The sequence below is a fragment of the Achromobacter xylosoxidans genome (genome assembly GCF_014490035.1).
Taxonomy (GTDB): Bacteria; Pseudomonadota; Gammaproteobacteria; order Burkholderiales; family Burkholderiaceae_B; genus Achromobacter; species Achromobacter bronchisepticus_A.
This window is the reverse complement of sequence record NZ_CP061008.1, coordinates 847,979-871,176: the sequence shown is the minus strand read 5'-3', so window position 1 is coordinate 871,176 and position 23,198 is coordinate 847,979. Positions and strand designations below refer to the sequence as shown.

The 23,198-nt window shown below is 66.4% G+C and carries 24 protein-coding genes; 9 read left to right on the top strand and 15 right to left on the bottom strand.

Features of this window, described 5'->3' with window-relative positions; genetic code table 11:
* Positions 1–17: 17 nt before the first annotated feature.
* From IAG39_RS04060 to IAG39_RS04005, 12 genes are all read right to left on the bottom strand, one after another.
* The gene (locus IAG39_RS04060) at positions 18–359 is read right to left on the bottom strand and encodes a hypothetical protein (protein WP_118935050.1); all 342 of its coding nucleotides are present in this window, start codon (positions 357–359) and stop codon (positions 18–20) included.
* Positions 360–378: 19 nt separating this feature from the next.
* Positions 379–741 (bottom strand): hypothetical protein, encoded by a 363-nt coding sequence (locus IAG39_RS04055; RefSeq protein WP_118935048.1) that lies wholly within the window; start codon positions 739–741, stop codon positions 379–381.
* A 20-nt stretch (positions 742–761) separates the two neighbouring features.
* The gene (locus tag IAG39_RS04050; RefSeq protein WP_124260422.1) at positions 762–1,115 is read right to left on the bottom strand and encodes a hypothetical protein; all 354 of its coding nucleotides are present in this window, start codon (positions 1,113–1,115) and stop codon (positions 762–764) included.
* Between the two features lie 75 nt (positions 1,116–1,190).
* Positions 1,191–1,730 (bottom strand): hypothetical protein, encoded by a 540-nt coding sequence (locus tag IAG39_RS04045; RefSeq protein WP_124260421.1) that lies wholly within the window; start codon positions 1,728–1,730, stop codon positions 1,191–1,193.
* A 4-nt stretch (positions 1,731–1,734) separates the two neighbouring features.
* Positions 1,735–1,929, bottom strand: coding sequence for a hypothetical protein (locus IAG39_RS04040; RefSeq protein ID WP_124260420.1), 195 nt, complete (start codon positions 1,927–1,929; stop codon positions 1,735–1,737).
* Positions 1,930–1,959: 30 nt separating this feature from the next.
* Positions 1,960–2,490: a hypothetical protein gene (locus IAG39_RS04035; RefSeq protein WP_124260419.1), complete on the bottom strand. Its 531-nt coding sequence runs from the start codon at positions 2,488–2,490 to the stop codon at positions 1,960–1,962.
* Between the two features lie 47 nt (positions 2,491–2,537).
* Positions 2,538–4,442, bottom strand: a complete 1,905-nt coding sequence (locus IAG39_RS04030; RefSeq protein WP_124260418.1) for a hypothetical protein — start codon at positions 4,440–4,442, stop codon at positions 2,538–2,540.
* Positions 4,424–4,954 carry a hypothetical protein gene (locus tag IAG39_RS04025; RefSeq protein WP_124260417.1) on the bottom strand — a complete coding sequence of 177 codons (531 nt, stop codon included), beginning with the start codon at positions 4,952–4,954 and terminating at the stop codon, positions 4,424–4,426. Before IAG39_RS04025 ends, IAG39_RS04030 begins: the two co-directional genes overlap by 19 nt.
* A gap of 27 nt (positions 4,955–4,981) precedes the next feature.
* Positions 4,982–5,476, bottom strand: coding sequence for a hypothetical protein (locus tag IAG39_RS04020; protein WP_118935038.1), 495 nt, complete (start codon positions 5,474–5,476; stop codon positions 4,982–4,984).
* On the bottom strand, positions 5,473–6,522 hold the full coding sequence (locus tag IAG39_RS04015) for a DUF4123 domain-containing protein (protein WP_118935035.1): 1,050 nt from the start codon (positions 6,520–6,522) through the stop codon (positions 5,473–5,475). Before IAG39_RS04015 ends, IAG39_RS04020 begins: the two co-directional genes overlap by 4 nt.
* A complete protein-coding gene (locus IAG39_RS04010) occupies positions 6,471–9,350 on the bottom strand; it encodes a type VI secretion system Vgr family protein (protein ID WP_118935033.1) in 2,880 nt (959 codons plus the stop codon). Before IAG39_RS04010 ends, IAG39_RS04015 begins: the two co-directional genes overlap by 52 nt.
* Positions 9,351–9,376: 26 nt before the next feature.
* Positions 9,377–10,126, bottom strand: a complete 750-nt coding sequence (locus tag IAG39_RS04005) for a hypothetical protein (RefSeq protein ID WP_059371251.1) — start codon at positions 10,124–10,126, stop codon at positions 9,377–9,379.
* A gap of 310 nt (positions 10,127–10,436) precedes the next feature.
* Here IAG39_RS04005 and IAG39_RS04000 point away from each other — a divergent pair, with 310 nt between their 5' ends.
* From IAG39_RS04000 to IAG39_RS03980, 5 genes are all read left to right on the top strand, one after another.
* Positions 10,437–11,288, top strand: coding sequence for a M15 family metallopeptidase (locus IAG39_RS04000; RefSeq protein WP_118935031.1), 852 nt, complete (start codon positions 10,437–10,439; stop codon positions 11,286–11,288).
* Between the two features lie 28 nt (positions 11,289–11,316).
* A complete protein-coding gene (locus tag IAG39_RS03995) occupies positions 11,317–12,705 on the top strand; it encodes a hypothetical protein (RefSeq protein ID WP_187774079.1) in 1,389 nt (462 codons plus the stop codon).
* A 119-nt stretch (positions 12,706–12,824) separates the two neighbouring features.
* Positions 12,825–16,529, top strand: a complete 3,705-nt coding sequence (gene tssM / locus IAG39_RS03990) for a type VI secretion system membrane subunit TssM (protein ID WP_118935190.1) — start codon at positions 12,825–12,827, stop codon at positions 16,527–16,529.
* Positions 16,526–17,509 (top strand): type VI secretion system-associated protein TagF, encoded by a 984-nt coding sequence (tagF, locus tag IAG39_RS03985; RefSeq protein WP_059371248.1) that lies wholly within the window; start codon positions 16,526–16,528, stop codon positions 17,507–17,509. Before tssM ends, tagF begins: the two co-directional genes overlap by 4 nt.
* A gap of 2 nt (positions 17,510–17,511) precedes the next feature.
* A complete protein-coding gene (locus IAG39_RS03980; protein ID WP_059371247.1) occupies positions 17,512–18,306 on the top strand; it encodes an OmpA family protein in 795 nt (264 codons plus the stop codon).
* A gap of 47 nt (positions 18,307–18,353) precedes the next feature.
* Here the strand turns inward: IAG39_RS03980 and tssA are convergent, their stop codons facing one another.
* Entirely contained in the window at positions 18,354–19,454 is a 1,101-nt protein-coding gene (tssA, locus tag IAG39_RS03975; protein WP_118935188.1) for a type VI secretion system protein TssA, read from the bottom strand.
* Positions 19,455–19,626: 172 nt separating this feature from the next.
* Here tssA and IAG39_RS03970 point away from each other — a divergent pair, with 172 nt between their 5' ends.
* Positions 19,627–19,878: a hypothetical protein gene (locus IAG39_RS03970; protein ID WP_059371245.1), complete on the top strand. Its 252-nt coding sequence runs from the start codon at positions 19,627–19,629 to the stop codon at positions 19,876–19,878.
* Between the two features lie 36 nt (positions 19,879–19,914).
* Positions 19,915–20,184, top strand: coding sequence for a PAAR domain-containing protein (locus IAG39_RS03965; RefSeq protein ID WP_042795237.1), 270 nt, complete (start codon positions 19,915–19,917; stop codon positions 20,182–20,184).
* Here IAG39_RS03965 and IAG39_RS03960 read toward each other — a convergent pair.
* Positions 20,181–20,627: a hypothetical protein gene (locus IAG39_RS03960; RefSeq protein WP_306635395.1), complete on the bottom strand. Its 447-nt coding sequence runs from the start codon at positions 20,625–20,627 to the stop codon at positions 20,181–20,183. The two genes, IAG39_RS03965 and IAG39_RS03960, sit on opposite strands and share 4 nt — an antisense overlap.
* A gap of 181 nt (positions 20,628–20,808) precedes the next feature.
* On the opposite strand from IAG39_RS03960, the gene IAG39_RS03955 reads away from it, so the two are divergent.
* Together IAG39_RS03955 and IAG39_RS03950 are read left to right on the top strand one after the other, a co-directional pair.
* A complete protein-coding gene (locus IAG39_RS03955) occupies positions 20,809–22,200 on the top strand; it encodes a tetratricopeptide repeat protein (RefSeq protein WP_223283280.1) in 1,392 nt (463 codons plus the stop codon).
* Positions 22,201–22,256: 56 nt separating this feature from the next.
* Positions 22,257–22,421 (top strand): hypothetical protein, encoded by a 165-nt coding sequence (locus IAG39_RS03950; protein WP_165867768.1) that lies wholly within the window; start codon positions 22,257–22,259, stop codon positions 22,419–22,421.
* 12 nt (positions 22,422–22,433) lie between these two features.
* Here the strand turns inward: IAG39_RS03950 and IAG39_RS03945 are convergent, their stop codons facing one another.
* Positions 22,434–23,189, bottom strand: coding sequence for a 5'-methylthioadenosine/adenosylhomocysteine nucleosidase (locus tag IAG39_RS03945; RefSeq protein WP_118931590.1), 756 nt, complete (start codon positions 23,187–23,189; stop codon positions 22,434–22,436).
* Positions 23,190–23,198: the final 9 nt, after the last annotated feature.

Sequence of the window (23,198 nt, the reverse complement as noted above, 5' to 3'; positions counted from 1 at the left end):
TGCTTGCAGCGGCCGCCTCAGCCGCCAAGCCGGCGCTTCCAGATCGCGCCGCCCCATATCCAGCCCGCCAGGGCCAGCGCCAGCATCGCGATCATGAATTCAACCCGGTGCTCCTGCGGCACTGGATTAAGGTGGGACAAGGTCGGGAAGGGTTCCACGGACAGCAGTTCGGTAGCCGCAAGCGAACTGAAAAACATCGCCAGGACCAGCCCCGTAAAGCGCGGACGCGCGCCGCGCGTCTCCTTGTCGCCCGTAATGAACCACAGCAGACGGATCAGCTGTACCGCCGTCGCGGCGAACGGCAGGCAGATGGCCAATGTCAGGGCGCCCAACGCAAGAAGACCGTAGATCGACATCATGCGTCCACCCTGGCGGCCGCTAAGAGGCGCGGGCCCCGATCATGCGCAGCACCCGGTCCCGGATCGACCGCCCATAGGCCCAGCACCAGACGGCCAGCGCCAGCATCGCAACGGTGAAGTAAGCCCTGGCCTCGATCGGCACCGGATTCATCGCCGAGATCGTCAGAAAAGGTTCATAGCCCACGAAATCGCTGGCGGCCAGGGTGCTGAAGATCAGCGCCAGCACCGGCCCCGTGAAATGCGGCCGCTCGCCGCGCGTGGTCTTGTCGGCCCAGAAGGACCAATGGATGAAACGGCTTAGCTGGATCGTCACCGCAAACAGCGGGATGACGACGGCGAGCATCAGGACGATAAGGGCGACGAGGACTTGAGGCGGAAGCATCGGGGGATTTTAGCGGCACATCAGGCATTGTCCTTTACCCCCTTGCACAACCGGTACCGGACCCACAGGCCGATCACGGACAAAATCAGCGCCGGTCCCAGATAGTAGGGAAGAAAGAACAGGAAATACCCATACCCGCGGTCATAGTTCCGGGCGACGTAGTAGGCGAGCAGAGCAGCCACGGCCGCAAACGCCCAGACGGCTACCATGGCCACGGCAAACCACTTGCGCGACGCCGCGGATCCCAAGGCTCCGAAACGGTTTGGCCGCACATGGGCTGCGATCCCGAGGAGATAGAGTAGGGGCAGCGCAAAACCCAGGGCTTTTGCGGCGTACAGGAACATGTCGGTGGACCACATGACGAATTCACGCAAAACCGTCTCCTACGGATCGAACTTTCCGATGACCCGCTACATCAAGGTTTATCTCTATCCGGGCATCTGACGTGATCATCGATTCGACACCCAATCGTTCCCAGGGAGTTCAGGATCTACGTTGCCAGACGCAAGTCCAAGTGGCGTCGTGGCATAACGCGCCGCGACTTTTCCGTCCGGATAGAAACGCAACTCCAGAACCACCTGTCCAGAGGGGCGCCTAGGTTGCGGCAACGTCACCTGAAACGGATACACACCCTCAGGCGTGGAATCCGGACCCGACGCATAGCGCCACAGCACATTCAAAGGCGCATCTGGCGACTCCGGCTTATATCCAAATGTCTGGGCTTCGGTACCCGCGGCGGCATTCGCGTCGACGATCATACGAAGACCTGTTGTCGTGGAATAAGCCACGTCATAGCGAGTAAAGTTGTACGGATAGACCGTCACAGCGCCTTCAAACGCGCCCCGCTGAACATTCGCCGTGTAACGCCGCTCCACACAGGCGTAAGCCGCCGCTGCCACGGCTATCACCGCCGCGACGCCCAGTGCGACCCATCGGCCGAGTTTCGAACGCCCCGTCTTCACTACGCCCCGATCAGAGATTCCCCGCATTCCTCTATCTCTCGTTGATCAATGAGGTTGCTTTGGCCGCCTTCTTAGGCGTTTCCGTAAACGTGGGCTGTCGCGTATCGTTGCCGTCATCGATGTAGCGGGAGCGGAAAAGCTGCGCATTGTTGGGCAGGCGTTGAATCGCCCAACCATCATCAGGCGGTTCCACCCGATCACACACACAGCCTGCAAAAATCCGCATGGCCTATTTCCTTCCTGCTGTCGCGACTCGTCATTGGCCTGTCACCCAATCATTCCCCGGAAGAGCGGGATCCACATTACTGAATTCCGATACCAGCGGGCGCGTGACATAGCGCGCGGCGGCCTTGCCATCAGGATAGATACGCAATTCCAGCACCACCGCGCCCGGTGGCCGCCGAGGCTGCGGCAGCGTCACAACAAAGGGGTAATCTCCCTCTGCTGTTTCCTGAGGGCCGGAGTCATAGCGCCACGATATCTGCATCGGAGCATCAGGCGCGGCAGGCTTGTAGCCGAATGACTGCAGATTGTTTCCCGTGGCGGAATTCGCTCGTGCGAACCAGCGAAGGCCGGGCATCAACGAATACGCCACGTCGTACTGCGTAAAGTTGTACGAGTAAACGGCCACCGATCCTTCCAACGCACTTCGTTGAATATCTTTTAGCTGGCTTCGCTCTATGTAGACATAAGCCCCTGCGGCCACGGCTATCGCGGCCACGACGCCCAGTGCGACCCACCGCCCGAACTTCGAACGCCTCGCCTTCATGCCGCTTCGTTCAGACATTCCTGATGTCCCGTTTGCTTCACCAAAACCCGCATTAGCGCCAATGACTAGAACGGCAATCCCAATAGCAGCGGATTCGGTGTTGCCATGTTGGAGAAGGTTGCGTCGGCCGCCTTCTTCAGCTTTTCCGTAAACGTGGGCTGCCGCGTATCGTTGCCGTCGTCGATGTAGCGGGAGCGGAAAAGCCGTGCATTGTTGGGCAGGCGTTGAATCGCCCAATCGTCATCGGGCGGGTCCACTGGATCGTGCATGTAACCCGAGAAAATTCGTCTCATCGCCGGCCCTAGACGAGGACGCTCCTCATCCGCCAACGACGATACCTCCATGCAGGCACGCTGATAGTCGTCCGGCGGCGCAATTCGGGCCCGTCCGTAGAACGTTTCCCATCCAGGGTGCTTGTGCATTATTTCAAGACGCGCAAAATCGATCGCGGCTTGCATCGCGGTGATATACAAGTACCCTGGAGCGGAGCCAGTTCTGGCATCATTGAGCAGCGTTCGCAACCAGACCACGTACACCATCCGATGAAGATAGAGTTGCCGCGCAAGCGTCTTGTCGCCTTCCATGCCATTGATCGCGTCCTGCGCATGGCGCATCTCAAGCAGTTGTTGGGATGGATGCACCAACTGTTGCTGATAGCTGCGCAGGTCATTACGCGCTCTTGCGGTCGCGGCGATATCGAAATCGGCGCCGAGGGCCCTGGCATTGACCTTCGTCTGTTCCAGCCCGTCGAATGGCACGCCAGCAAGCCGAGCGATCCTCCACATTTCCTGCAGCGTAACGCGGCCTATTCCTGGATCCCGCTGCTGAAACCCGGGTGGATAGCATCCGGACACATCTGCTCCCAAACCGGGGTACACGCGTTCCTGGCGAGCGGGAGGCGACATCGGCGTATCCATCAAGGGAAGCAATGTCGCGCCGCCCAGCGTATGCACACGCCACCTCAGTTCATGCGCGGAGATGAAGTGTGCAGCCTTGGCCAGCACGCGCGGTAGCTCTTGGTCGTTGGCAGCAGTGTTGCGCAAGAAGCCAAAGTTAATCTTCGAAGCAACAAATCCGACAAAGGAGTTGTCACGATATCCCACCGCGTCGTAAAAGCCCGCGAACACCATTTTGAGCGGGACCTTTCGCTTATCGGCAAGCTGCCACTCCAGCTTGTCACTATTGGCATCGCCGTCACACTCCTTGCACAGTTCGTTAAGAAATGCTCGTGCCAGCGCCGCCCCCCAATCGCAACCGAATACCGATATCTGAATCTCCTCTATCCTGATCGTCTGTCTGGAAATCTCCTGCTTGAAGTAGGTAACCGCATCACTAATACGTGGTTCCACACCAGTGTTGATTGCCTCGAACATAAATCTGGAGTCGCGTACCGGATCGACCTGATCCAGAATGGCTCGCGCAATGTTCCCCGCGGCGTCCTTGACTACCTTGACACCAGTCTTCCCGGGATTGCGCAATGCGTCGGCCACTTCCTTCCGCGCCTTTCCAGGCAGACCTTTTAACGCGTCTCCGACCGCATCGCTTACCCGTTTCCCCCTCAGGATGTCGATGCCGATGTCCTTGGCAGCATCCTTTGGAAGCCCCTTAGCCGGGTCGATGGTCACGCTCTTGAGCATATCGCCTGCGATTGATCCCGCTTGTCTCTTCGCAAACTCGTATGCGCTCAGATTCATGTCCGTACCCAGACCCGGCACATAATATGCCTTGCGCAAAATCGCTCCCAAAGGGACATTTGCGGCCCCTTTGAAGAGCTTTCCGATGTTTGACGGTGGCAACGAAGCGTCGTCAACGTTCAAACCGATGCCATCAAAGAACAGTGAGACATGCAGCTTGCCATGACACTTGACGCCGTTTACAGGCTCGCACGCTAGCGCCCGCGTGGCTGCACGCTCTTCTTCAAGGGATATCTCTGTCCAGGTATCTGAAGTCGTCATCGATTCGTCACCCAATCACTTCCCTGAAGCTCTGAGGCTACGTTGCTGAAATCCGATACAAGCGGCGACTTGACATAGCGCACCGCTGCTTTTCCCTCGGGATAAATACGCAACTCCACTACCACCTCACCAGCAGGACGCTGAGGCTGGGGAAACGTCACCTGAAACGGAAAATTTCCCTCCTCGGCTGCCTGCGGCCCGGACTCATAGCGCCACGATATGCTCATCGGCTCGTCAGGCGCTGCCGGCCTGTAGCCGAATGCTTGAACGTCGTTTCCTCGAGCTGAATTTGCATGAACACTCCTTCGAATCCCGGGCCTCATGGAATATGCAACGTCGTACGGCGTGAAGTTGTACGCGTAGACGGTAAGCGCCCCTTCCAACGCACTGCGCTGAACATTTTGCGCCTGGCTTCGCTCTACGTAGACATAGGCCCCAGCCGCCACGGCGATCACCGCCAGCACGCCCAGCGCGACCCACCGCCCGAGTTTCGAACGCCCCGCCTTTCCCTGCTCCCGCTCAGACATCCCCGACATCCCTCTATCCCTTGTTGATCATTGACTGACCCAGTCGCCGCTATTCCACACCGATTCCGGCGCATCCATGGGCTCTGGCATTTCTTTCTCCGTCGCAAAGCGGGCCTGTACCCGGTCCGGCGCGGTAAAGCGCAGCAACAACACCGCGGCATTTCCCGGACGTGGCACCTTCAGTTCAGCGCTATGCGGATACTGCTTCTCGCTGCCGTTGATGGCCCCCCACACAACCTGCACAGGTTTGCTACGGCTGTCCGGACCATAAATGCACGCGCCCGAGAGCGGGCCGCCCGGAGCTCCCGATGCTCTCGCGACCCGATCTCCCGGGAACGCGCCGGACGAGTCTTCCAGGCGATAGCCGATATCGGTATCCGTGTCATTGCGGGCTTCGCAAATCAGCAGCGGCGGCAGGAGTGCGACATAGGCCCAGCGATAGACGGGCGGCCCCACGATGGCGCCAACAGCAACCAGGGCCAATATCAGCACCGTCCAGGGCCACAGACGTTTGGACTTCATGCAACTCTCCTATGTGCAAACTCTGTTGGCAGCGGCTCAATGGCATAGCCTGCCGGAGCTTCAAACTCCGTCGCGCCATTCTGCATCGCCAACTCCGCCCTGACGGCGGCGCGCTCCTCGGAGGCAAGGCGCTCCAACGCACTATCCAGTGCTTCTCCATTCCGTAAACGCGCCTGGACCACCGAGCTGCGGTGCGCCATCGGATGCAGATCCAGCGCATCCAGCGCGTAGCAGAACTGGCGCTCGAAGGTCGTCAGCCCATGCGCCGCCGCCACCCGCGAAAGATGGCAAGCCAAGGCGTACGGCGTGGGGCGCGTCCAGGGGGCCAGCATGGCCGGCACCCGCTGCATCAGCGCGTCGAGCAGAGGGCCGGGTTCGCACAAGCGCATCAGGGCTTCCGTCTGCGGCTGCGTCAGGATCCAGGGTGGAGCGCCTGGCTTCTCTACTGGCCCGTCCGACACCGGCATCAGGGAGCAGACCCGATTCCACGGGTCAACCCAGGACCAGCTTTCGCCCGGGTCCAACATGCCGCGCAGCACGTCTACTCCCATCAGCGTCAGCATGGGCTCCGCATGGCGGGGATCGTAGTAGCGCAGCAGGAAGTCCAGGCCATCGTCGGTCCGCGCATCCAGCCAAACCGCCAGATGCCGGGCCATCTCTTCCAGAGGCCGTTCGGTCCATATCCACGATACGGCATGATGCGCCTGTCCAACCCGCCACAGCCACTCCGCCTGCGGGAGATCGGGCTGCGCCAGCATCGGGCCGATCGACGCCGCCACGGCCTCGTGCCGCCGCGCGTAGAGCGAGGCATCGCCAGGCTCCCTGAAATGCCGCAACAATTCGGCGGGCGCGGGATCCCGGCAGCCATCCAGCATGCCGGGCTCGACCAGGGCAAAAAGATTGAGGTCCGATACCTGGACGCGAGCGCTGGCCTGGACCCTGGCGTGCAGGCCGTCGAGATCGGAATGCAGGACCAGCGGACGAACCTGATTGCTCATGTGCGAAACACCGCTGGCAATGCCTGCTTCATGGCGTTCTTCAGGCATTCGACGCAAACCTGCCCCGGCATGGAGGGAAACTGATAGGGCATCTGGTCCGGTCCGGCAAACTGCTTGTTCCCCGTCTTCACATCGATCCGCCCAGGCGCGGTGACCGTGATGTTGCCGCCTTCCAGCACGATGCTGGCGCCGGCCGCGGTGGCGATGCGGATGCGTTTGGGCGCGGCATACTCCACATTGGTCTGCGCGCTGCCGATGGTGATGTCCTTCTGCGCCTGCACGCGCAGGATGTCGTGCTGGGCCTGGACGTGCACGTCGCCAGTGGCGGAGATCAGGTCCAGGCCGGAGTCCGCGCCGCCCTGCTGCAAGCCGGCGACGATGCCCAGACCCTGCCCGGTGTGCACGCGCAGCGCGCCCATCACGGCCAGGTTCTGGTCCTTGCCGGCCGACCAGTGCACGGTCTCGCCGGCGGTGTATTGCATGTGTTGCCCGGCGACCTGCGCCAGCCCCGCGCGCGCGGCCATGAACACGACGGGATCGGTCAGGTGCGGCACCTTGCCCTCGGCCGCCTGGGTGTGCTTGGCCGAAGCATCGCCGCGCGCGCCGTCCAGGCTTTCACCTGCCACGGTGCCGGACACGGCGCGATGCATGGCGGCCAAGGGCGCCTTGCCGTCGTCCAGCACGCTCGCCTCTGCTCCCTTGGAGCCCAGCGCGCTCGCCAGACGCAGACCCTGGTGCGCGCCGACCACGCCATCCAGCGAACGCGCCATCTGGTCGGCCTGGCTGGCCAGCGCCTGCAAGCCCGCGGCCTCGCCTGCGGGGCCGGCGCTGGCGCCGGTGCCGGCGTAGGTGCTGAGCAGCACGCCCGCGCCGCCGCGCACGGCGCCGTAGGCGTCGGTGCGCAGCTCGGCGCCCAGGCCGCGCAGTCCGCCGCGGTAGTTGTCGGCCTGATGGATCAGGTGACCCAGGTTCAGTTCGCTGGCGTCCTGGCTGCTCTTGATCTGCAAGCGCAATTGTCCGTCGCTGTCGTCGAACACGATCTGGTTGTAGCCCGAGCCGCCGAACTCCTTGCTCTTGAAGCCGCTCAGCGCGGCGGCGTTGCGGTGATTCTCGTCGCCGCCCGCGGCGCCATGCCAGGCGGGCGCGTTGCCTGCCGCCAGGTTGGCCTGGGCGCTGGGCGCGGCATCGCGCGCGGCGGCGTAGACCTGGGTGTCGGCTTTGCCGCCGTCACGTCCGCCCGGCGTGGCGGGCGTACCGCCCTCGCCGCGGCCGTTGTACAGCGCGCCCACGACGATGGGCTGGTCCACGTCGTCGTCCAGGAAGCGCACCAGCACCTCCTGGCCAATGCGCGGCACGAAGCTCATGCCCATGCCTGCGCCCGACTGGCGCTGCGCTACGCGGGCCCAGCGGCTCTTGGCCACGCCCTCGGCATCGTCTGCCTGCCAATGGAACCGGATGCGCACGTCGCCGCGCTTGTTGCGCAGGATCTCGTCCTCGCCCTGCGCCTGCACCGCGCCATCGGCACCCGTGACGATGGCCGTGTGCACGCCATGGACCGAAGGCGCGCCGCTCAGGCGCGCACCGCGCGTCTGCGGCAGCGCCGGCCGCCACGGACGGTCGCAACGCACTGCCTGGAAGCGGTTGGCGTAGCCGACCTCGCGCGCTTTCGCCAACACGGCGGCGCCGGGCCGCGACGGATCGGTATTCGGACGCGCCGCGCCTGGCGCATCGGGAGCCTCGGTATCCAAGGCCAGATGCGCGTCCAGTCCGCCCAAGCGCTGCGACAGAGAGGCGCGGGTTTCAGGCGGCAGATTGTTGATGCCTACATGCTCGACCCGGTCCAGCGCGAAGGCGGGCTCGAAGCCCTCTTCGCCTGCGGGTCCCAGTGGAGACATGTTCTGCAGTGTGAAGCGCGTGCCGGAACGGAAAGTGCGCACGCCGCTCTGGCCGACAAAGGTCTCCGCGCCGGCCTGCACCGCTTCCATCGCCAGCGTAGCCTGGCGCCGTGCCTCGGCCTCATCGGCAAAGCTGCCGTGGCCCGCCACTTCGTACCATTCCAGGCCGGTGTCGTCAGTGCCGTCGGACGGACGCGCCAGCGCCTCGGCCGCCACCGCGCGTTTGCCGCCGCCATGCCAGCCCAGGACGGTAACGCGGTCCGGACCGCGCCGCCACTGGCGCGACATGGCCTGCACGGTGTCACGCGACTCGGTCGCGCCGGCGCGGTGAAAGCGCACGCCGCCGCCTGCGGACTCGGCATCTTCGGCCAGGCCGCGGCTGTCGGCGAAGATCAGCGCAACGTGCCGCGCAGGGACCTCCGGGTCTTCGACCACTGTCCAGCCCAGGCCCGCTTCGGCCAGCAGGCGGCTGATGAAGTCATAGTCGGTCTCGCGGTATTGCGTGGTGTAGGGGCGCGGCGCCGCGCCAGCCTGCGCGTCGGCTGCGTCGGGAGCCACGCGATGCACATAGCCTTCGTAGCCGCCCAGCACATGGCCGACGATGTCCAGCACCGAACGCGCTTCGAATACACGGCTGTTGCGCTGCTGCGTGGCCAGCCACAGCCAGGGCGCGACCGTCAGGCGGTAGCGCGCCAGGCCCGCGTCGCCCGACAGCAGCTCGGCTTCGCGGACCAGGCCGCTGCGGCCCGCGCGGCTGCCGTCGGCGCGCGTGGTCCACAAGGTCACGGGGCGTCCGATCATGTCGCGCAGGTCCAGGCCGGCGCTGTCGGACAGCGCGACCACGCGCGTCTGCGCAATGCCGGACAAGGCTTCGCGCGCGATCCATCCCTCGACCTGCAGCGAGGCGAGCGCGCCCTCGCCTTCCAGGCTGTAGAGGCGGGCGTCGGAACTGAACAGGCCGGGCGTTGCAGTCGGATCCATTGCGGGAAAAAACCTTCTCTGAAGACTCAGGGTTCGACCTGGGCTTGCGGGTTGGGGCATTCGGGCGCGGTACCCCAATAGCCCGAACACACCCGCAAGCGGCATTGCTCGCTTTCCAGGAAGCCCAACTTGCGGCATTGCTCCAGGCGCGCCGCCAGGGGCGAGCCCGGCAGTTCGCGGACGAAGACGCCGTCGTTCTTGTAGACCTTGGTACCGGGCGGCGACGCCGGCGGCAGGCCATAGGACATCAGCGCGGCCAGCAATGCGGCGTCGGAATCGTTGCGCGGCGTCTTGGCGCGCTGCGGCGCGGCCTGGGGCGACGCTTTGGGCGAGGCTTGCGAGGTGTTCGCGCGAGGTACTGTGGGCCCGGCTGCCTTGGGCGCGGCGGCCTGCGCCTGCAACGCAGCGCGAGGCTGCGGCGGCGTAGCGGTGACGGCCAGCGCAGACAAGGGGTTCTCGGGCGCGCGGTCCTCATCGGCATTGGGAAGTCCCAATTGCGCCAGGGGGTGGTCTTCGATGACCGCCGCGGAAGAAGGCGGCGTATCGGGATCGGCCGCGGCCACGCGCGCACCCGCTGTCGGAGCGGCTGGCGCGGCGACGGGCTGCGCCGGCGGCGCGGCCGGGGGAGTCGATTCAGCAACCACGGGCAGCGGCGGCGTATCGAACACGCTATAGAACACCGCCCCCGCGGCGCCCGTCAGCAACAGCAGCAGCAAGGCCAGCGGCAAGCGGGAACGGCGCTTGGGCGCCAGGTGTTTGACCTCGGCGTCCGGCACTCGGCCCTCGAGCGCGGCGAGGATGCGCGATGCCGCGCGTTCATCCGGTGACGGTGCGCGTCCTGCGAGCAAGCTGGGAACAGAGGTCGGTGATCGCGATCTTTTTTCGTCTTCTGCCATGCGAAGTCCCGTGTCTGCAGAGGTCGTCTAAACCCCTGTAACCAAGGGGTTCGAGAATACCTGATGACTTCTTTCGCATCACCGTTTCTTGTTACGAGTTCTAAGCCACAGACGCGTTTTGCAACGTCCAAGCGCTTGCCTGAATCCCGAATAGAACAAAAGATTACGCCTTCGTAACTGAGGGACCTCCTTGCTTCTCCTGCTGCCTCTCTACTTTCTGCTCGCCATCGGCGTTTCCGCGTTGCTTGTATTCCCGTCCTTGCGGGAGGCCACGGCACGGGGAGCGCGCGCGCTTGCGCAGGGGATACGCCAGGGCATGGCGCGCGGCGCGGGGCATGCCGGAGGGGCGGTCGGCGACTCCGCGCAGGCGCTGCGCACGGGCTTTGGAAAGGCCGGCGGCGCGTTTTCGGCGTACCGCTGGCACATCGCCGCGGGCCTGCTGGTTGTGTTGCTTCCGTCACTTTTTGCTTTCGTCATGCGACACAATCACACATTTGTTTACGAGGATCGGACAGCGGGTCCGGACCCTCGCATCCAGGCTTTGCTGACCGGCGAAAGACTGGTCCCGCCGCCTCCGCTGCCGCCCGAAGCGTTCACCACGCGCGAAGTGGAATTGGTGCGCCCCAACCTGGGCGGCGCCAGCCGCGACTGGAACCTGCTGGACGCCGATTACCGCCAGCGCCTGCTGGCCGCGTACCGCGTGATGCGCGAAGAACACGGCTATGAGATGGTGCTGATCGAAGGCTATCGCAGCCCGGACCGCCAGGCTGAGCTTGCCAAGATGGGCTCGCACGTGACCAATGCCGGCGCCTACCAGAGCTATCACCAGTTTGGCCTGGCTGCGGACAGCGCCTTCCTGCGCGACGGCAAGGTGGTCGTATCGGAGAAGGATCCCTGGGCCATGCGCGGCTACGAACTGTTCGGCGAAACCGCCGAGCGCGTCGGCCTGACCTGGGGCGGCCGCTGGAAGATGATGGACTTCGGCCACACCGAGCTGCGCCGTCCCGGCGTCATGCGGCGCAATGGCGGAGCCGCGCAATGATCAACTCCGCAAACGTCGGATCGCATCGATGACCCGCATACTCAAAACCGGGCTGCTGCTGGCCCTCGTCTTCGGCGTGGTCTGGCTCGCCGTCATCATCTGGTGGCAGGAGTCGCGCACGCTGCCCACGGGCGTGGACATCGGCCTCTATCTGTTCGCGCTGCCGCTGGCGCTGATCGCCGCCGCCTGGAGCGGCGCGCGCATCGTGCGTGCGCGCCGCGAAGCGCGCGCCGCGCCGGCGCAACCCGTGCAAGACGACGCCGTTGAGACCGCCGAGGCCGCACCCCAGGCCGCGCGCCTGCGCGTGCTGGGCAGCGCGGCCAGCGCCGCAGTCGGCAGCGAGCCCGCCGCGATCCACGCGGCGCTGGCCGCGCAGCAGCGCCCGGATCTGGATCCCTCCTTCAAGAACACGCAAGGCTTTCCGATCTTCAGCGCGCGGGCGCCGCAGCTCGATACCGATGCGCTGCGCGCCGCAGCGCGCGAGGCGCATGCTCCGGCCGCCGCGCTCGAGGAAGAACGCGTACGCGCAAGCTCCCTGCTGGCAGAGGTGGTGGAAGCGCTGTCGCTGGAGGCACGGGCCATCGTACTGAAGCAAGGCGAACCGCAACGCGACGAAGCCTGGCCGCTGCTGCAGCTGGAACTGCTGCTGCCAGCCGAATGGCCTGACGCCGTGCGCGACCACGCAGCCGACCAGGCGAGCGCGGCCGCGGCGTGGCCAGCCAGCCGCATCGCGCAGCGCCTGCACGCCGCGCCAAACGCGCTCGCCTGCGACGGCCTGCTGCGTCAACTGGCGCAGGAACCCCTGACCGCGCGCAGCGCCACGCTGCGCCTGGTCGCCGTCGCCGACTCTTACATCGATGCCGCGCGCATCGAGCAATGGGACGCCGCCGGCCGCCTCATGTCGAACGCCAATCCTCAAGGCCAGGTGCCAGGCGAAGCCGCGGCGGGCCTGTTGCTGGACCTGGCCGCCCATGCGCCTAGCGGCGAGTCCGCACGCGCCGATTCCGCGCTGACCCTGATCCTGTCTGCACAAACACGGCGCGCGATCGACGCCGACGCGCGCGGCGCGTTGCATGAACCCCGAGTGACCGAGTTGGCCACGCAGTTCCTGGCCGAACAAGGCCAGCCCGCCGATGGCGTGGCCGCGCTGATCAGCGACGCCGACCATCGCGGCAGCCGCCCGCTGGAAAGCGCTGGCCTGGCTACCGCGCTGTTCCCGGCGCTGGACCCGAACCTGGACTGCCTTGCGGTAGGTTCCGGCTGCGGCCACACCGGCGCGGCCGCGCATCTGCTGACCGTGGCCGTCGCGGGCGTCGCCTGCGCCCAGGCCGGCGCGCCCGTGCTCGCCCTCATGACCCAGGACCCGGCGCTGCGGACGCTGGCGCTGGTGTCGCCTTCCGAAACCCTTCCCGCCTGACCCACAAGAACATAGCTCAAACCATGCGCAGCCCCTCCGATCTCCTATCCGGCGCCTCCCGCGCCATCAGCGAAGGCCGACATTGGTCCTCGCGCGCGCTGGCCAATCCGCGCACCTTCATGGCGCTCGGACTGGTGGCCCTGGTGGTATTCCTGTTCCTGTTCGCCGACACGGTGGAGATCGGCCTGGTCTGGGCGGGCATCGCGCTGGGCGTATGCGTGCTGCTGTGGCTGTGCGCCTATCTGTGGCGCCGGCGGCGCGCACGCAGCGCCAACAGGAACCTGGGCGACATGCTGGAGCAGCAGGTGCAGACCGGCGCCGCCGCCAACCGCAACGACGTGGAAGCGCTGCGCACGCGGCTCACCCAGGCGGTGCGCACCATCAAGACCTCGAAGATCGGCCAGACCTCGGGCAACGAGGCCCTGTACGAGCTGCCCTGGTACATCGTCATCGGCAACCCCGCGGCCGGCAAGAGCAGCGCCGTGATCAATTCCGGCCTGCAGTTCCCCTTTGCGGATAAGAACGGCGCGGCGGTGCGCGGCGTAGGCGGCACGCGCAACTGCGACTGGTTCTTCACCACCGAAGGCATCCTGCTGGACACCGCCGGACGCTACTCGGTGCATGAAGAGGACCGCAACGAATGGATGGGTTTCCTGGACCTGCTCAAGCGGCATCGTCCCAAGGCGCCCATCAACGGCATCATCGTGGCCGCCAGCATCGATGAGCTGACGGGCGCGGGCCCGGAATTCGCGATCAACCTGGCCAAGAACCTGCGCCAGCGCGTGCAGGAGCTGACCGACCGCCTGGAAGTGTTCGCGCCGGTCTACATCATCTTCACCAAGGCCGACCTGATCTCGGGCTTCAGCGAGTTCTTCTCCGACAGCGACCAGAGCGAGCGCGACCGCGTCTGGGGCGCGACCCTGCCCTACGGCGCCGAGGAAAACCGCGACGTGCTGGCGCTGTTCGACAGCCGCTTCGACGAACTGTATGAAGGCCTGAAGGAAATGGGCACGGCGCAGATCTCGTTGCGCAACAGCCGCGACTTGCCGCCCGGCCTGCTGACCTTCCCGCTGGAATTCGCCGGCATCAAGCCGGCGCTGCGCACGTTCCTGTCCACGCTGTTCGAGACCAATCCGTTCCAGTACAAGCCGGTGTTCCGCGGCTTCTACTTCACCAGCGCGCTGCAGGAGGGCGTGACGCAAAGCACTTCCACCGAACGGCTGGCCGAACGCTTCGAGCTGCGTCCCGCCGCGCGCGCGCAGTCGCGCAGCGTCACCTCCAACAACGGCTTCTTCCTGCGCGACCTGTTCTCCAGCGTGATCTTCGCGGACAAGAAACTGGTGCGCCAGCACGCCAGCCCCGCCAAGACGCGCATGCGCTACCTGGCCTTCTTCGGCCTGGTGCTGGCGCTGGGACTGGTGCTGGGCGGCTGGAGCTGGTCCTATCTGGGCAACCGCCAACTGGCGCAGAACGTGCAGGCCGACCTGGACAAGGTGGTGCGCCTGCAAAGCGAGCGCACCGACCTGCAAAGCAGGCTGGAAGCGATGGAGATCCTGCAGGACCGCATCGAGCAGCTGGACCGTTATTCCTCCAGCCGCCCGTGGTCGCTGGGGTTGGGCCTGTACCAGGGCGACGTGCTGAAGGAGCGGCTGCTGGCCGAGTACTACAACGGCGCGCGCCAGTTCATGCTGACGCCGGTGAAGGCCAGCCTGGAAGACTTCCTGGCCAAGGTCGACACCTCTGCCGCCGCAGCCAGCGGCAGCGCGCCGCAACCGGCGCCGCAGCAAGCCCGCGCCGCGCACGCGGCCAATGGCGACACCCTGTTCCAGGACGCCTCGCCCACCAACGCCGACGACGCCTACAACGCGCTCAAGACCTACCTGATGATGGCCAACCATCAGCACGTGGACCCCACGCACCTGTCCGACCAGATCACGCGCTTCTGGCGCGGCTGGCTGGAAACCAACCGCGGCGCCATGCCGCGCGACCAGTTGATCCGCAGCGCCGAGCGGCTGATCTCGTTCTATGTCGGCCGCGCGCAGGACGAAGGCTGGCCGCAGATCGACACCAATCTGGCGCTGGTCGAAAAGACCCGCGGCAGCCTGCGCGCCGTGATGCAGGGCATGCCGGCGCGCGAACGCGCCTATGCCACGCTCAAGGCCCGCGCCGCGACGCGCTTCCAGGCCATGACGGTGGCGCGCATCGTGGGCGAGAACGACGCGGGCGTGGTCGCTGGCAGCTATGCCATTCCGGGCACGTTCACGCGCGAAGCCTGGGAGCAGTACATCCAGCCCGCCATCGGCGAGGCCGCCAAGAAGGAAGTGCAGACCAGCGACTGGGTGCTGGGCGTGAACGCGCGCGACGACCTGACGCTGGAAGGCAGCCCGGAGCAGATCCAGAAAAGCCTGGCGACGATGTACAAGACCGAGTACGCCGAGGAGTGGCAGAAGTTCCTGCGCGGCGTGACGATCAAGCCCTTCACCAGCTTCGAGCAATCGGTGGGCGCGATGAACCGCCTGGGCGATCCGCAGACCTCGCCCATCGCCAAGCTCATCAACACCACCTATGAGCAGACCTCCTGGGACAATCCCTCGCTGATCAACGCCGGGCTGCAGCAGGCCCAGAGCGGCGTGGTCGGCTGGTTCAAGCGCGTCATCCTGCGCCAGACGCCGCCGTCCGCCGCGCCCGCCACCGCCGCCAACGGCGAAGCGATTCCGATGGGGCCGGTGGGACGCGAATTCTCCGATGTGGCGCGCCTGGTGGTCACGCGCGACAACCAGTCGCTGCTGGGCAACTACATGGGCGCGCTGTCGAAGATACGCACCCGCTTCAACCTGCTGAACAACCAGGGCGACCCCGGCCCCGGCGCGCTGACGCTGATGCGCCAGACGCTGGAAGGCAAGGACTCGGAACTGGCCGACGCGCTGAAGCTGGTGGACGAGCAGATGCTGGCGGGCATGTCGGCGACGCAGCGCGAGACCCTGCGCCCGCTGCTGGTGCGCCCGCTGATCCAGGCCTACGCCGTGACCATGCAGCCGGCGGAATCCGAGCTGAACAAGGTCTGGAACGCGCAGGTCTACCGCCCGTTCAACCAGACCCTGGCGGAGAAGTACCCCTTCGCCAGCCGCGCCAGCGTCGAAGCCAGCAGCGATGAGATCGGCCAGGTATTCGGCCCCCAGGGCAGCATCGCCAAGTACGTCAACGACACGCTGGGCCCGCTGACCGTGCGTCGCGGCGACATCCTCACGGCGCGCACCTGGGGCGACATGGGCGTAAGCCTGCAACCCACCTTTACGGCCAACTTCGCGCAGTGGGTGGCGCCGCTCTCGGGTGGCGCGGCCGGCAGCGGCGCGGCCAGCCAGCCGCAGACGCTGTTCCAGATCCAGCCCAAGCCCGCGGCCGGCGTGACCGAGTACACCATCGAGATCGACGGCCAGCAGCTGCGCTACCGCAATACCCCGCCGCAGTGGGTCAATTTCGTGTGGCCCAACGCCCAGGGCGCCCCCGGCGCACGCATCACCGCCACCACCTTCGACGGCAGCGTGGTCGAGATCGTCAACGAACCGGGCCGCTTCGGCCTGGAACGCCTGATCTCCACGGCCCAGCGCACCGCCAACGCCGACGGCAGCTTCAATATGAGCTGGGGCAAATCCAACGTGACGGTGCCGGTGAAGCTGCGCATCATCAGCAACGCCCAGGCGCCCGGCGCCGGCGGCAGCGAGCCCGGCGGCAGCCAGGGCCTGCGCAACCTGCGCCTGCCCTCGTCCGTGATCGGCGCCTCTTCCGAATCCTCCGCCCAGACGCAACCCGGAGCGCCGCAATGAGCAACCCGCAGTCCCCCTTGTTCCGCACGGCCTACTTCGGCAAGATTCCCAGCCGCGGCGACTTCGTGAAGAACACCTCGCATCCGCAGTTGATGGCCACGCTGGATGCCTGGGTCGCCAGCACCATGGAGATGCTGGCGCAGGAGCCGCACTGGAAGGCGCTGTACGACGAGGCCGAGCCCATGCCGTTCGCCATCCTGGGGTCGCGCGGCAAGCTGGCCATCGCGGGGCATCTGCAGCCCAGCCAGGACCTGTCGGGCCGCCGCTACCCCTTCCTCTCGGCCACCTCGGTGGAAGTGCAGAAGCCGCTGGCCTTCATTGCCCGCAGCCCCATCGCCTTCAGCCGCATGTGGAACCGCATGAGCGGCGCCGCCGCCCTGCTGATGCAGGACGGCGATCCCGCCTCGGCGCTGCAGACGCTCAACGAACTGGAAGGCGAAATCCGCACGGCCGCCGACGACGGCTTCGATGCCTTCGTCGACCTGCAAACCGTGGAACGGCTGGAGGCGATGCTGCGCGGCAACGGCCACGCCGCGCGCGTGCACGACATCATCCTGGCGCTGGGCATCCTGCTGGAGCCGGTGATGTCCAGCGGCTCTTCGCAGCTGGACAAGGGACTGTCGCTGCCGCTGCCGGACGATCCGCTCTACATCAACCTGGTGGCCGCCTACTGGATGACGCTGATCTCGCCCTTCCTGTCGCGCGCGGACTTCGAGATCACCCTCTTCATCGGCCGCATCGCCGGCAAGCACCGGCTGGCCGTGGATTTCCGCGGCGCCTCGCCTCAGACGCTGGCCAGCCTGCTGTCCACGCCCCAGGCGTATGCCGAACAGCACATCGTGCTGGAGGACGCGCCCTGGGTCCGCAACCACGTGTCCGCCAGCCATGGCCTGGCCAAGCTGTCCAGCTACCTGGACCAGCCGCGCCTGTCCCTGCGCCTGGCGCTGGATACCTTTCTTGAAGTCTTTACCGGAGCCTGACCATGCGCCTTTCCTTCATGCTCATGGCGGCGCTGTATGCCTGCACGGCCGCGGCCCAGGACGCGGCCACGGTAGTGCCCGCCAACGTCATCCCCCAGCCCGGCCAGGTCGTGGCCAGCGGCGCCGTGCCGGACGAAGCCGCCAAGGCCGACGTGCTGGCGCGGCTGCAGCAGGTGTACGGCGTGGGCAACGTGATCGACCAGATCGACGTGGGCGGCGTGGTCGCGCCGCCGAACTGGTCGGAACACGTCGGCAAACTGATCGGCCAGCCCTTGAAGCAGATCAACCGCGGCCAGCTGGAAATCGACGGCACCCAGATCCGGCTGCGCGGCGAAGTGCAGAACGAAGCCTCGCGCCAGCAAATCGCCAGCGCCTTCGCGACCTCGCTCAATCCCACCTACAAGATCGTCAACGGCCTGCGCGTATCCGCCAGCAAGGACGAACAGGGGCTGCTGGACCAGGTCCTGACCAACCGCGTGGTGGAATTCGAGACCGGCAGCGCCACGCTCACGCCGCGCGGCCGCGAACTGCTGGACAAGGTGGCGGACGTGGTGCCCAAGCTGCACAGCGACAAGGTGCAAATCATCGGCCACACCGACAGTTCCGGCAGCCGCAGCACCAACCTGGCGCTGAGCCAGGCGCGCGCCGATGCGGTCAGGACCTATCTGGTGGACAAGGGCCTGCCGCCAGCGCGCTTCGAGACGCTGGGCGCGGGGCCGGACCAGCCGGTCGCCACCAACGCCACCGCCGAAGGCCGCGCCAAGAACCGCCGCATCGAGTTCCGCGCCAGCCGCTAGGCGTCAGGTCGGCCCGCAAGGGCCGGCTCGCCAAGGGGACTTTTCGTTCAGCTGTTGTGGTCCGGCGGCTTGGGCACCCCCAACAGCTCTTCCAGGCCGGACAGCGCATCGCCGTTCTTGAGTACGGTGCGCAGCCATAGGTGCAGCGACATCTCGCCCCAGCTGGCGGCCTTGTCGGCCAGATAGGCCACGGGGCTGTGAGGCTCGGTTCGGCGGAAAAACTCCGCCACTTCGCGCAGCTGAGCCAGCGCCTGCTCGCGCGTTTGCAGCGGGCCGCGCGCGGCTGCGGGCGCGGCGGAATCAGGGGCGTCGGCGGACAAGGTCGGCTCCATCCGGGTGGCTGCGGGCGCAGCGGGGACAGCGGCCGGCGCCGCGGCATCCGCGCGCACCAGCAGCCCGGCGTCGCGAGCGAAGCGACGGGTCAGCTCGGTGACGTCGCGCAACGCATCGCGCACCGGCGAGAAGGCAGGGCCCTCGTCGCCCAGGCGCTGCGCCAACGTCTGTTCCAGCGTATCCAACGCCGCGAAGCAGCTTTGCAGATTGCCTTCCAGCTCGGAGTAGAAGGCCGGCGGCGTGTCGCGGCGCGCGGCGTCGAACTGGTCCAGCGTAAGCTTGCCGCGCGTGATCTCGGCCGCGTTCTGCGGCGCGCGCTTGACCGCGTTGGCCAATTGCGAGGCGCTGTCCCACAGGGCCGCGCCATAGCGCCCGCCCTCGGACTGCGTCAGCGGCAGCTCGCGGATCAGCTGTTGCGAGCGTGCCAGCAGCCAGGCCAGATTGCCCACGCGCTGCTGCACGTCGCCTTCGTCCGGCACGGGATGCAGGCCGTCCCAGTAATGGCGGCACAGGCCGTCCACCAACAGATAGCCGTCGCGCAGTCCAACGAAGCCGCGCGTCTTGGCCCAGGCTTCGGCCAGCCAGGCCGCCACGCGCACATCCTTGCTCTGTTCTCGCAGCACGGTGGTGCAGATGCGGATGACTTCCGGCCAGTCGGCCTCCTTGATGTCGATGACCCAGTCGCCCTGGTCCAGGTTCGGATCATCGTGGCGGCGCGCTTCGCGGATGGCGTCGAATTCGGCGGAAAACACCATGTCGACGCCGCAGGGCGCCTCGCCCGCAATGGGCTGCAGCAATGTGTCGATATCGCTCATATATATCTGGTCGGATGGCAGGATCGCGGCCGCCGGGCCAGCGGCGGGCGGCGATAAGAGGACCGATCCTCCCATATCTGTAACGACGTTGCGTTTGAAGATGACACGTCCTATTACAAAACGCATCACGGACCCTGGATATCATGCGGGTTCCCCAGGACAAGGATGCGCGATGAACAAGTCATTCCACATGATGCCCGACGGCCGCTTCATCAATGGCAAGCCGCGCCGCTGCCCCGACGGCACCTACGTCGGCGACGGCGGGCCCATCACGCGCGCGCCGGACGGCACTTACGTTGCCGGCAAGCCGCAGCGCGCGCCTGACGGCCGCTACCTGGGCGGCGACGGCCCGGTCCGCATGGCGCCCGACGGCACCTTCGTCACCGGCACGCCGCGGCAGGCCCCGGACGGCACCTATCTGTAAGCACACATAACCAAACTGACAGGGCAACAGGCAGCCATGGCGCAGCTATCGGTGATACGCAAGGGCGACCGCACCTCGCATGGCGGAGTGGTCGTCACGGGCGACGAAACAGTCATGATCTTCGGCCAGCCCATGGCCCGGCTGGGCGATCGCGTCACCTGCCCCAAGTGCAGCGGCACGCATACCATCGTCGAAGGCGCGGCCGCCGTCAGTTCGGACCGCCGCACCGCGCTGGAAGGCATGAAGACATCCTGCGGCGCGACGCTGATCGCAAGCCAGCAGTTCTACCGGCTGGAGCAGGGCTAGGCCGCGGACCGCGCAAGCACGCGCCGCAATCCCAGGCGCAACCCCAGCACGGCGAACGCAATCGGCAGCACCATGCGCCACTGCGCCACGAACAGTTCCATCGTGGCCTCGCCCGGCGCCCAGGTGTTGCCGAACACCTGAGGCTCGGGCGGCGCCAGATACAGCGCGACCAACGCGGCGGCCAGCGTCGCCGCGGTCCGCCATGCGGCCGAGCGGCGCACCCGCGCCGCGCGCTCGGCCAGCGCCAGCGTCAGCAGGCCCGCCAGCCCCGCCAAGGCGGCATCGACATAGAACTCGAATGGCCCGTACAGGTACGGCGCGTCGGGAATCATCCAGCCGTAGGCATCGGTCTTCAGCACCGAAGTCAGGCAAGCGCCGAACAGCGCCGCCGCGGCGGACAGCAGCAGGAAATCACAGAACCGCAGGAAGACTCTCGGCATCATGGAACAGGAATGCGCCGCATGCGGCGGCGGGGTGCGGGCGCAAGAATGCCACAGGACCGCGTCCGCCGCATCCGATCCTTCGCTGCCGCCGTGTTTGCGCGCGAACCAGCGGCACAACGCGTTCTCTGAGAGAATGCCGCCTGTCTCTCAGGCTCTCTCGCTCAGACCTCAAGCAGCACCCATGACGCTTCCGCAATCCAGGCTGTACCCGTTGCTGTTGTCCGGCGCGCTCGCGCTTGCCCAGGCGGCTCTGCCGGCCTATGCCGCCGCCGGCTCGTCCTCCCGGAAACCCGCCACCCGCAGCACGCCCGCGGCCCCGCCCCAGGGCATGCCGCAGTATGGCAAGGGGGAACATGGCCGCTACCTGATCCTGAGGCTGGACAACAGCCGCGGCGGCGCCATTGCTCCCAATACGCCATACCGCCTGTTCCTGACAGATAATGACCAGTCCATCGAGGGTACGCCCGACCACGACGGCATCGTGCACGGCGTCACCGACGCGCTGGGCCGCAGCGCCTGGATCTGGACCCGCGAGGCGCATTCCGCCGATGACTTCACCCTGATCCGGCGCATAGGCAGCGGCGCCTGGGGCAGTGTGTTCCAGCTGCAGCGCGGCGGGGATAAGGAGCCGCTGGGAGGTTGGCCTTACGTCACGACCATGCATGTGCGCTGGGGCGAGCAATGGGTGGACCTTGGGTACACCACCGCCCAGGGCAATACCGCCTATTTCACCCACGACCAGCCCGCCGCCACGCTGTCGATATCCACCGAAGCGAGCGCGGCGGAAAACCGCCAGTGCTTCGACGAGCTGGACGCCATCAACCGCAAGTTCAGCCAGGACGATGCCGCGGGCGCATTGCAGCTGGTGGATGCCACCGCCTGCGGCGCAGAGCCGCAGCAACAGCTGGACATGGCCAACCTGCTGCTGATGGCCGGCCGCGCCGACCTGGCGCGCCTATGGCTGGAACGCGCCCGCTCAGGATCCGCGCCCGTGGATCGCGATGTGCTGCGCGCACGGTTCAAGCTGGAACGCCTGCTGGGCATGCCCGCCCTGGCGCTGGAGGACGCGCTGGAATTGCAGCGCCGCCAGGCCGAGACGCCGCTGCGCGACGAACCCGACTGGGCCAACAGCATCGCCTATTACCTGGCGGATTTTCCCGATCACCTGGCGCAAGCCGAAACCCAAGCGCGCCAATCGATAGCCACCGCCGGCCCGCTCCCCTACAACTTGGGAACCCTGGGCTGGATCCTGGCCCTGAAGGGCGACATCGACGGCGGGCTGGACCTGCTGAAGCAGTCCTACAGCGAGATTCCGCGCGACGAGGAAATCGTGGCCGACTACGGCCTGGCGCTGTGGCGCCACGGCCAGCAAGGCTTGGCCACCCGGCTCTGGAACCAGGCCGAGGCGCAATGCGTGTGGGGCGGGCGCATGCACGACGCGCTGCGCGAAGCCCGCCATCCGCACCCCTACTTCCAGGCGGCGAGTTCCCGCGAGGTGCAGGCCTATCAGCAGCGCTGCGCGGCGCCGCAGACCAAACGCAAGACCAGGTCCGCCACTGGCGCCGAGGCGTAAAATAACCAAGACAGATCAGCAGCGCCCCGCAACAGCGGTACGCGCAGGAGACCATCATGAAATCCGCCCTGACCCGCTTGCTTACTCTCATGGCCACGGCCCTGGTCCTGGCCGGTTGCGCGCAAGGCAATGGCGGCCCGCCCCATCCCGGCGCGGTCAATCCCTACAGCGAGGGCGGCTTCCACGACGCCGGCCCCAACTACCCCGACACCGGCCGCTGACAAGCGCCGGCTTTAGGCATCCCGCAGCGCGCCCGACTTCAGCAGGGGCGCCAGGATGCCGGCGGTGTAGACCCGCGCCAGGTTCACCAGGAAGTCAGTGAAGTCGGCCTTCGCGGCGTGATCGGCCTGATCCGAAATCACCCGCAGCACCGCGAAGGGCACGCCAAATTCGTAGCAGACCTGCGCCATCGCTCCGCCTTCCATTTCCAGGCAGAGCGCATCGGGCAGGCGCTGGCGTAGCTGGTGCGCATAGTCATTGCTGTTGACGAAGACGTCGCCGGTGGCGATGAGTCCATGATGCACCCGCGGCGGCCGTGCGCCCTGCTCCGCCGGCAAGCCGGCATGGCCGCGCACGAACTGTCCTGCGCTTTCCAGCAACCGCCCGCTCAGAACCGGATCCGCATCGAAGCGTTCGCGCCCCAACAAGGGAATCTCATGCCGCCCGAACAGCGGCCGCGCATCCATGTCGTGCTGCATCAGCCCGCTGGCCACGACCACGTCGCCCACCGCCACATCCTCATGCAAGCCGCCGGCCAGCCCGGTGAAGATCACCCGCGACGCCTGGAACTCCTGGATCACGATGGAGGCGGTCGCAGCCGCGGCCACCTTGCCGATCCGGCTCAACGCAATCACGCAAGGCGTGCCCCACAAGGTGCCGACGTGGAAGTCGCGCATGGCAATGCGATGGATGGCGGCGCCCGGGTCCATCGCCGCCAGCAGGTCGGCGATCTCTTCGTGCAAGGCGCCCAATATGGCTAAACGTCCCATGTACATCTA

Bases quoted from the DNA above. Each gene is read 5' to 3' on its own strand.
- IAG39_RS03955 (WP_223283280.1), top strand. From the start codon at position 20,809: ATGACGCTTCCGCAATCCAGGCTGTACCCGTTGCTGTTGTCCGGCGCG.
- IAG39_RS03960 (WP_306635395.1), bottom strand. From the start codon at position 20,627: ATGATGCCGAGAGTCTTCCTGCGGTTCTGTGATTTCCTGCTGCTGTCC.
- IAG39_RS03980 (WP_059371247.1), top strand. From the start codon at position 17,512: ATGCGCCTTTCCTTCATGCTCATGGCGGCGCTGTATGCCTGCACGGCC.
- IAG39_RS04015 (WP_118935035.1), bottom strand. From the start codon at position 6,522: ATGCCTGAAGAACGCCATGAAGCAGGCATTGCCAGCGGTGTTTCGCAC.
- IAG39_RS04035 (WP_124260419.1), bottom strand. From the start codon at position 2,490: ATGTCTGAACGAAGCGGCATGAAGGCGAGGCGTTCGAAGTTCGGGCGG.
- IAG39_RS04040 (WP_124260420.1), bottom strand. From the start codon at position 1,929: ATGCGGATTTTTGCAGGCTGTGTGTGTGATCGGGTGGAACCGCCTGAT.
- IAG39_RS03965 (WP_042795237.1), top strand. From the start codon at position 19,915: ATGGCGCAGCTATCGGTGATACGCAAGGGCGACCGCACCTCGCATGGC.
- IAG39_RS03945 (WP_118931590.1), bottom strand. From the start codon at position 23,189: ATGGGACGTTTAGCCATATTGGGCGCCTTGCACGAAGAGATCGCCGAC.
- IAG39_RS04010 (WP_118935033.1), bottom strand. From the start codon at position 9,350: ATGGATCCGACTGCAACGCCCGGCCTGTTCAGTTCCGACGCCCGCCTC.
- IAG39_RS04060 (WP_118935050.1), bottom strand. From the start codon at position 359: ATGATGTCGATCTACGGTCTTCTTGCGTTGGGCGCCCTGACATTGGCC.
- tagF (WP_059371248.1), top strand. From the start codon at position 16,526: ATGAGCAACCCGCAGTCCCCCTTGTTCCGCACGGCCTACTTCGGCAAG.
- IAG39_RS04055 (WP_118935048.1), bottom strand. From the start codon at position 741: ATGCTTCCGCCTCAAGTCCTCGTCGCCCTTATCGTCCTGATGCTCGCC.
- tssA (WP_118935188.1), bottom strand. From the start codon at position 19,454: ATGAGCGATATCGACACATTGCTGCAGCCCATTGCGGGCGAGGCGCCC.
- IAG39_RS04045 (WP_124260421.1), bottom strand. From the start codon at position 1,730: ATGCGGGGAATCTCTGATCGGGGCGTAGTGAAGACGGGGCGTTCGAAA.
- IAG39_RS03995 (WP_187774079.1), top strand. From the start codon at position 11,317: ATGACCCGCATACTCAAAACCGGGCTGCTGCTGGCCCTCGTCTTCGGC.
- IAG39_RS03950 (WP_165867768.1), top strand. From the start codon at position 22,257: ATGAAATCCGCCCTGACCCGCTTGCTTACTCTCATGGCCACGGCCCTG.
- IAG39_RS04025 (WP_124260417.1), bottom strand. From the start codon at position 4,954: ATGTCTGAGCGGGAGCAGGGAAAGGCGGGGCGTTCGAAACTCGGGCGG.
- IAG39_RS04020 (WP_118935038.1), bottom strand. From the start codon at position 5,476: ATGAAGTCCAAACGTCTGTGGCCCTGGACGGTGCTGATATTGGCCCTG.
- IAG39_RS03970 (WP_059371245.1), top strand. From the start codon at position 19,627: ATGAACAAGTCATTCCACATGATGCCCGACGGCCGCTTCATCAATGGC.
- tssM (WP_118935190.1), top strand. From the start codon at position 12,825: ATGGCGCTCGGACTGGTGGCCCTGGTGGTATTCCTGTTCCTGTTCGCC.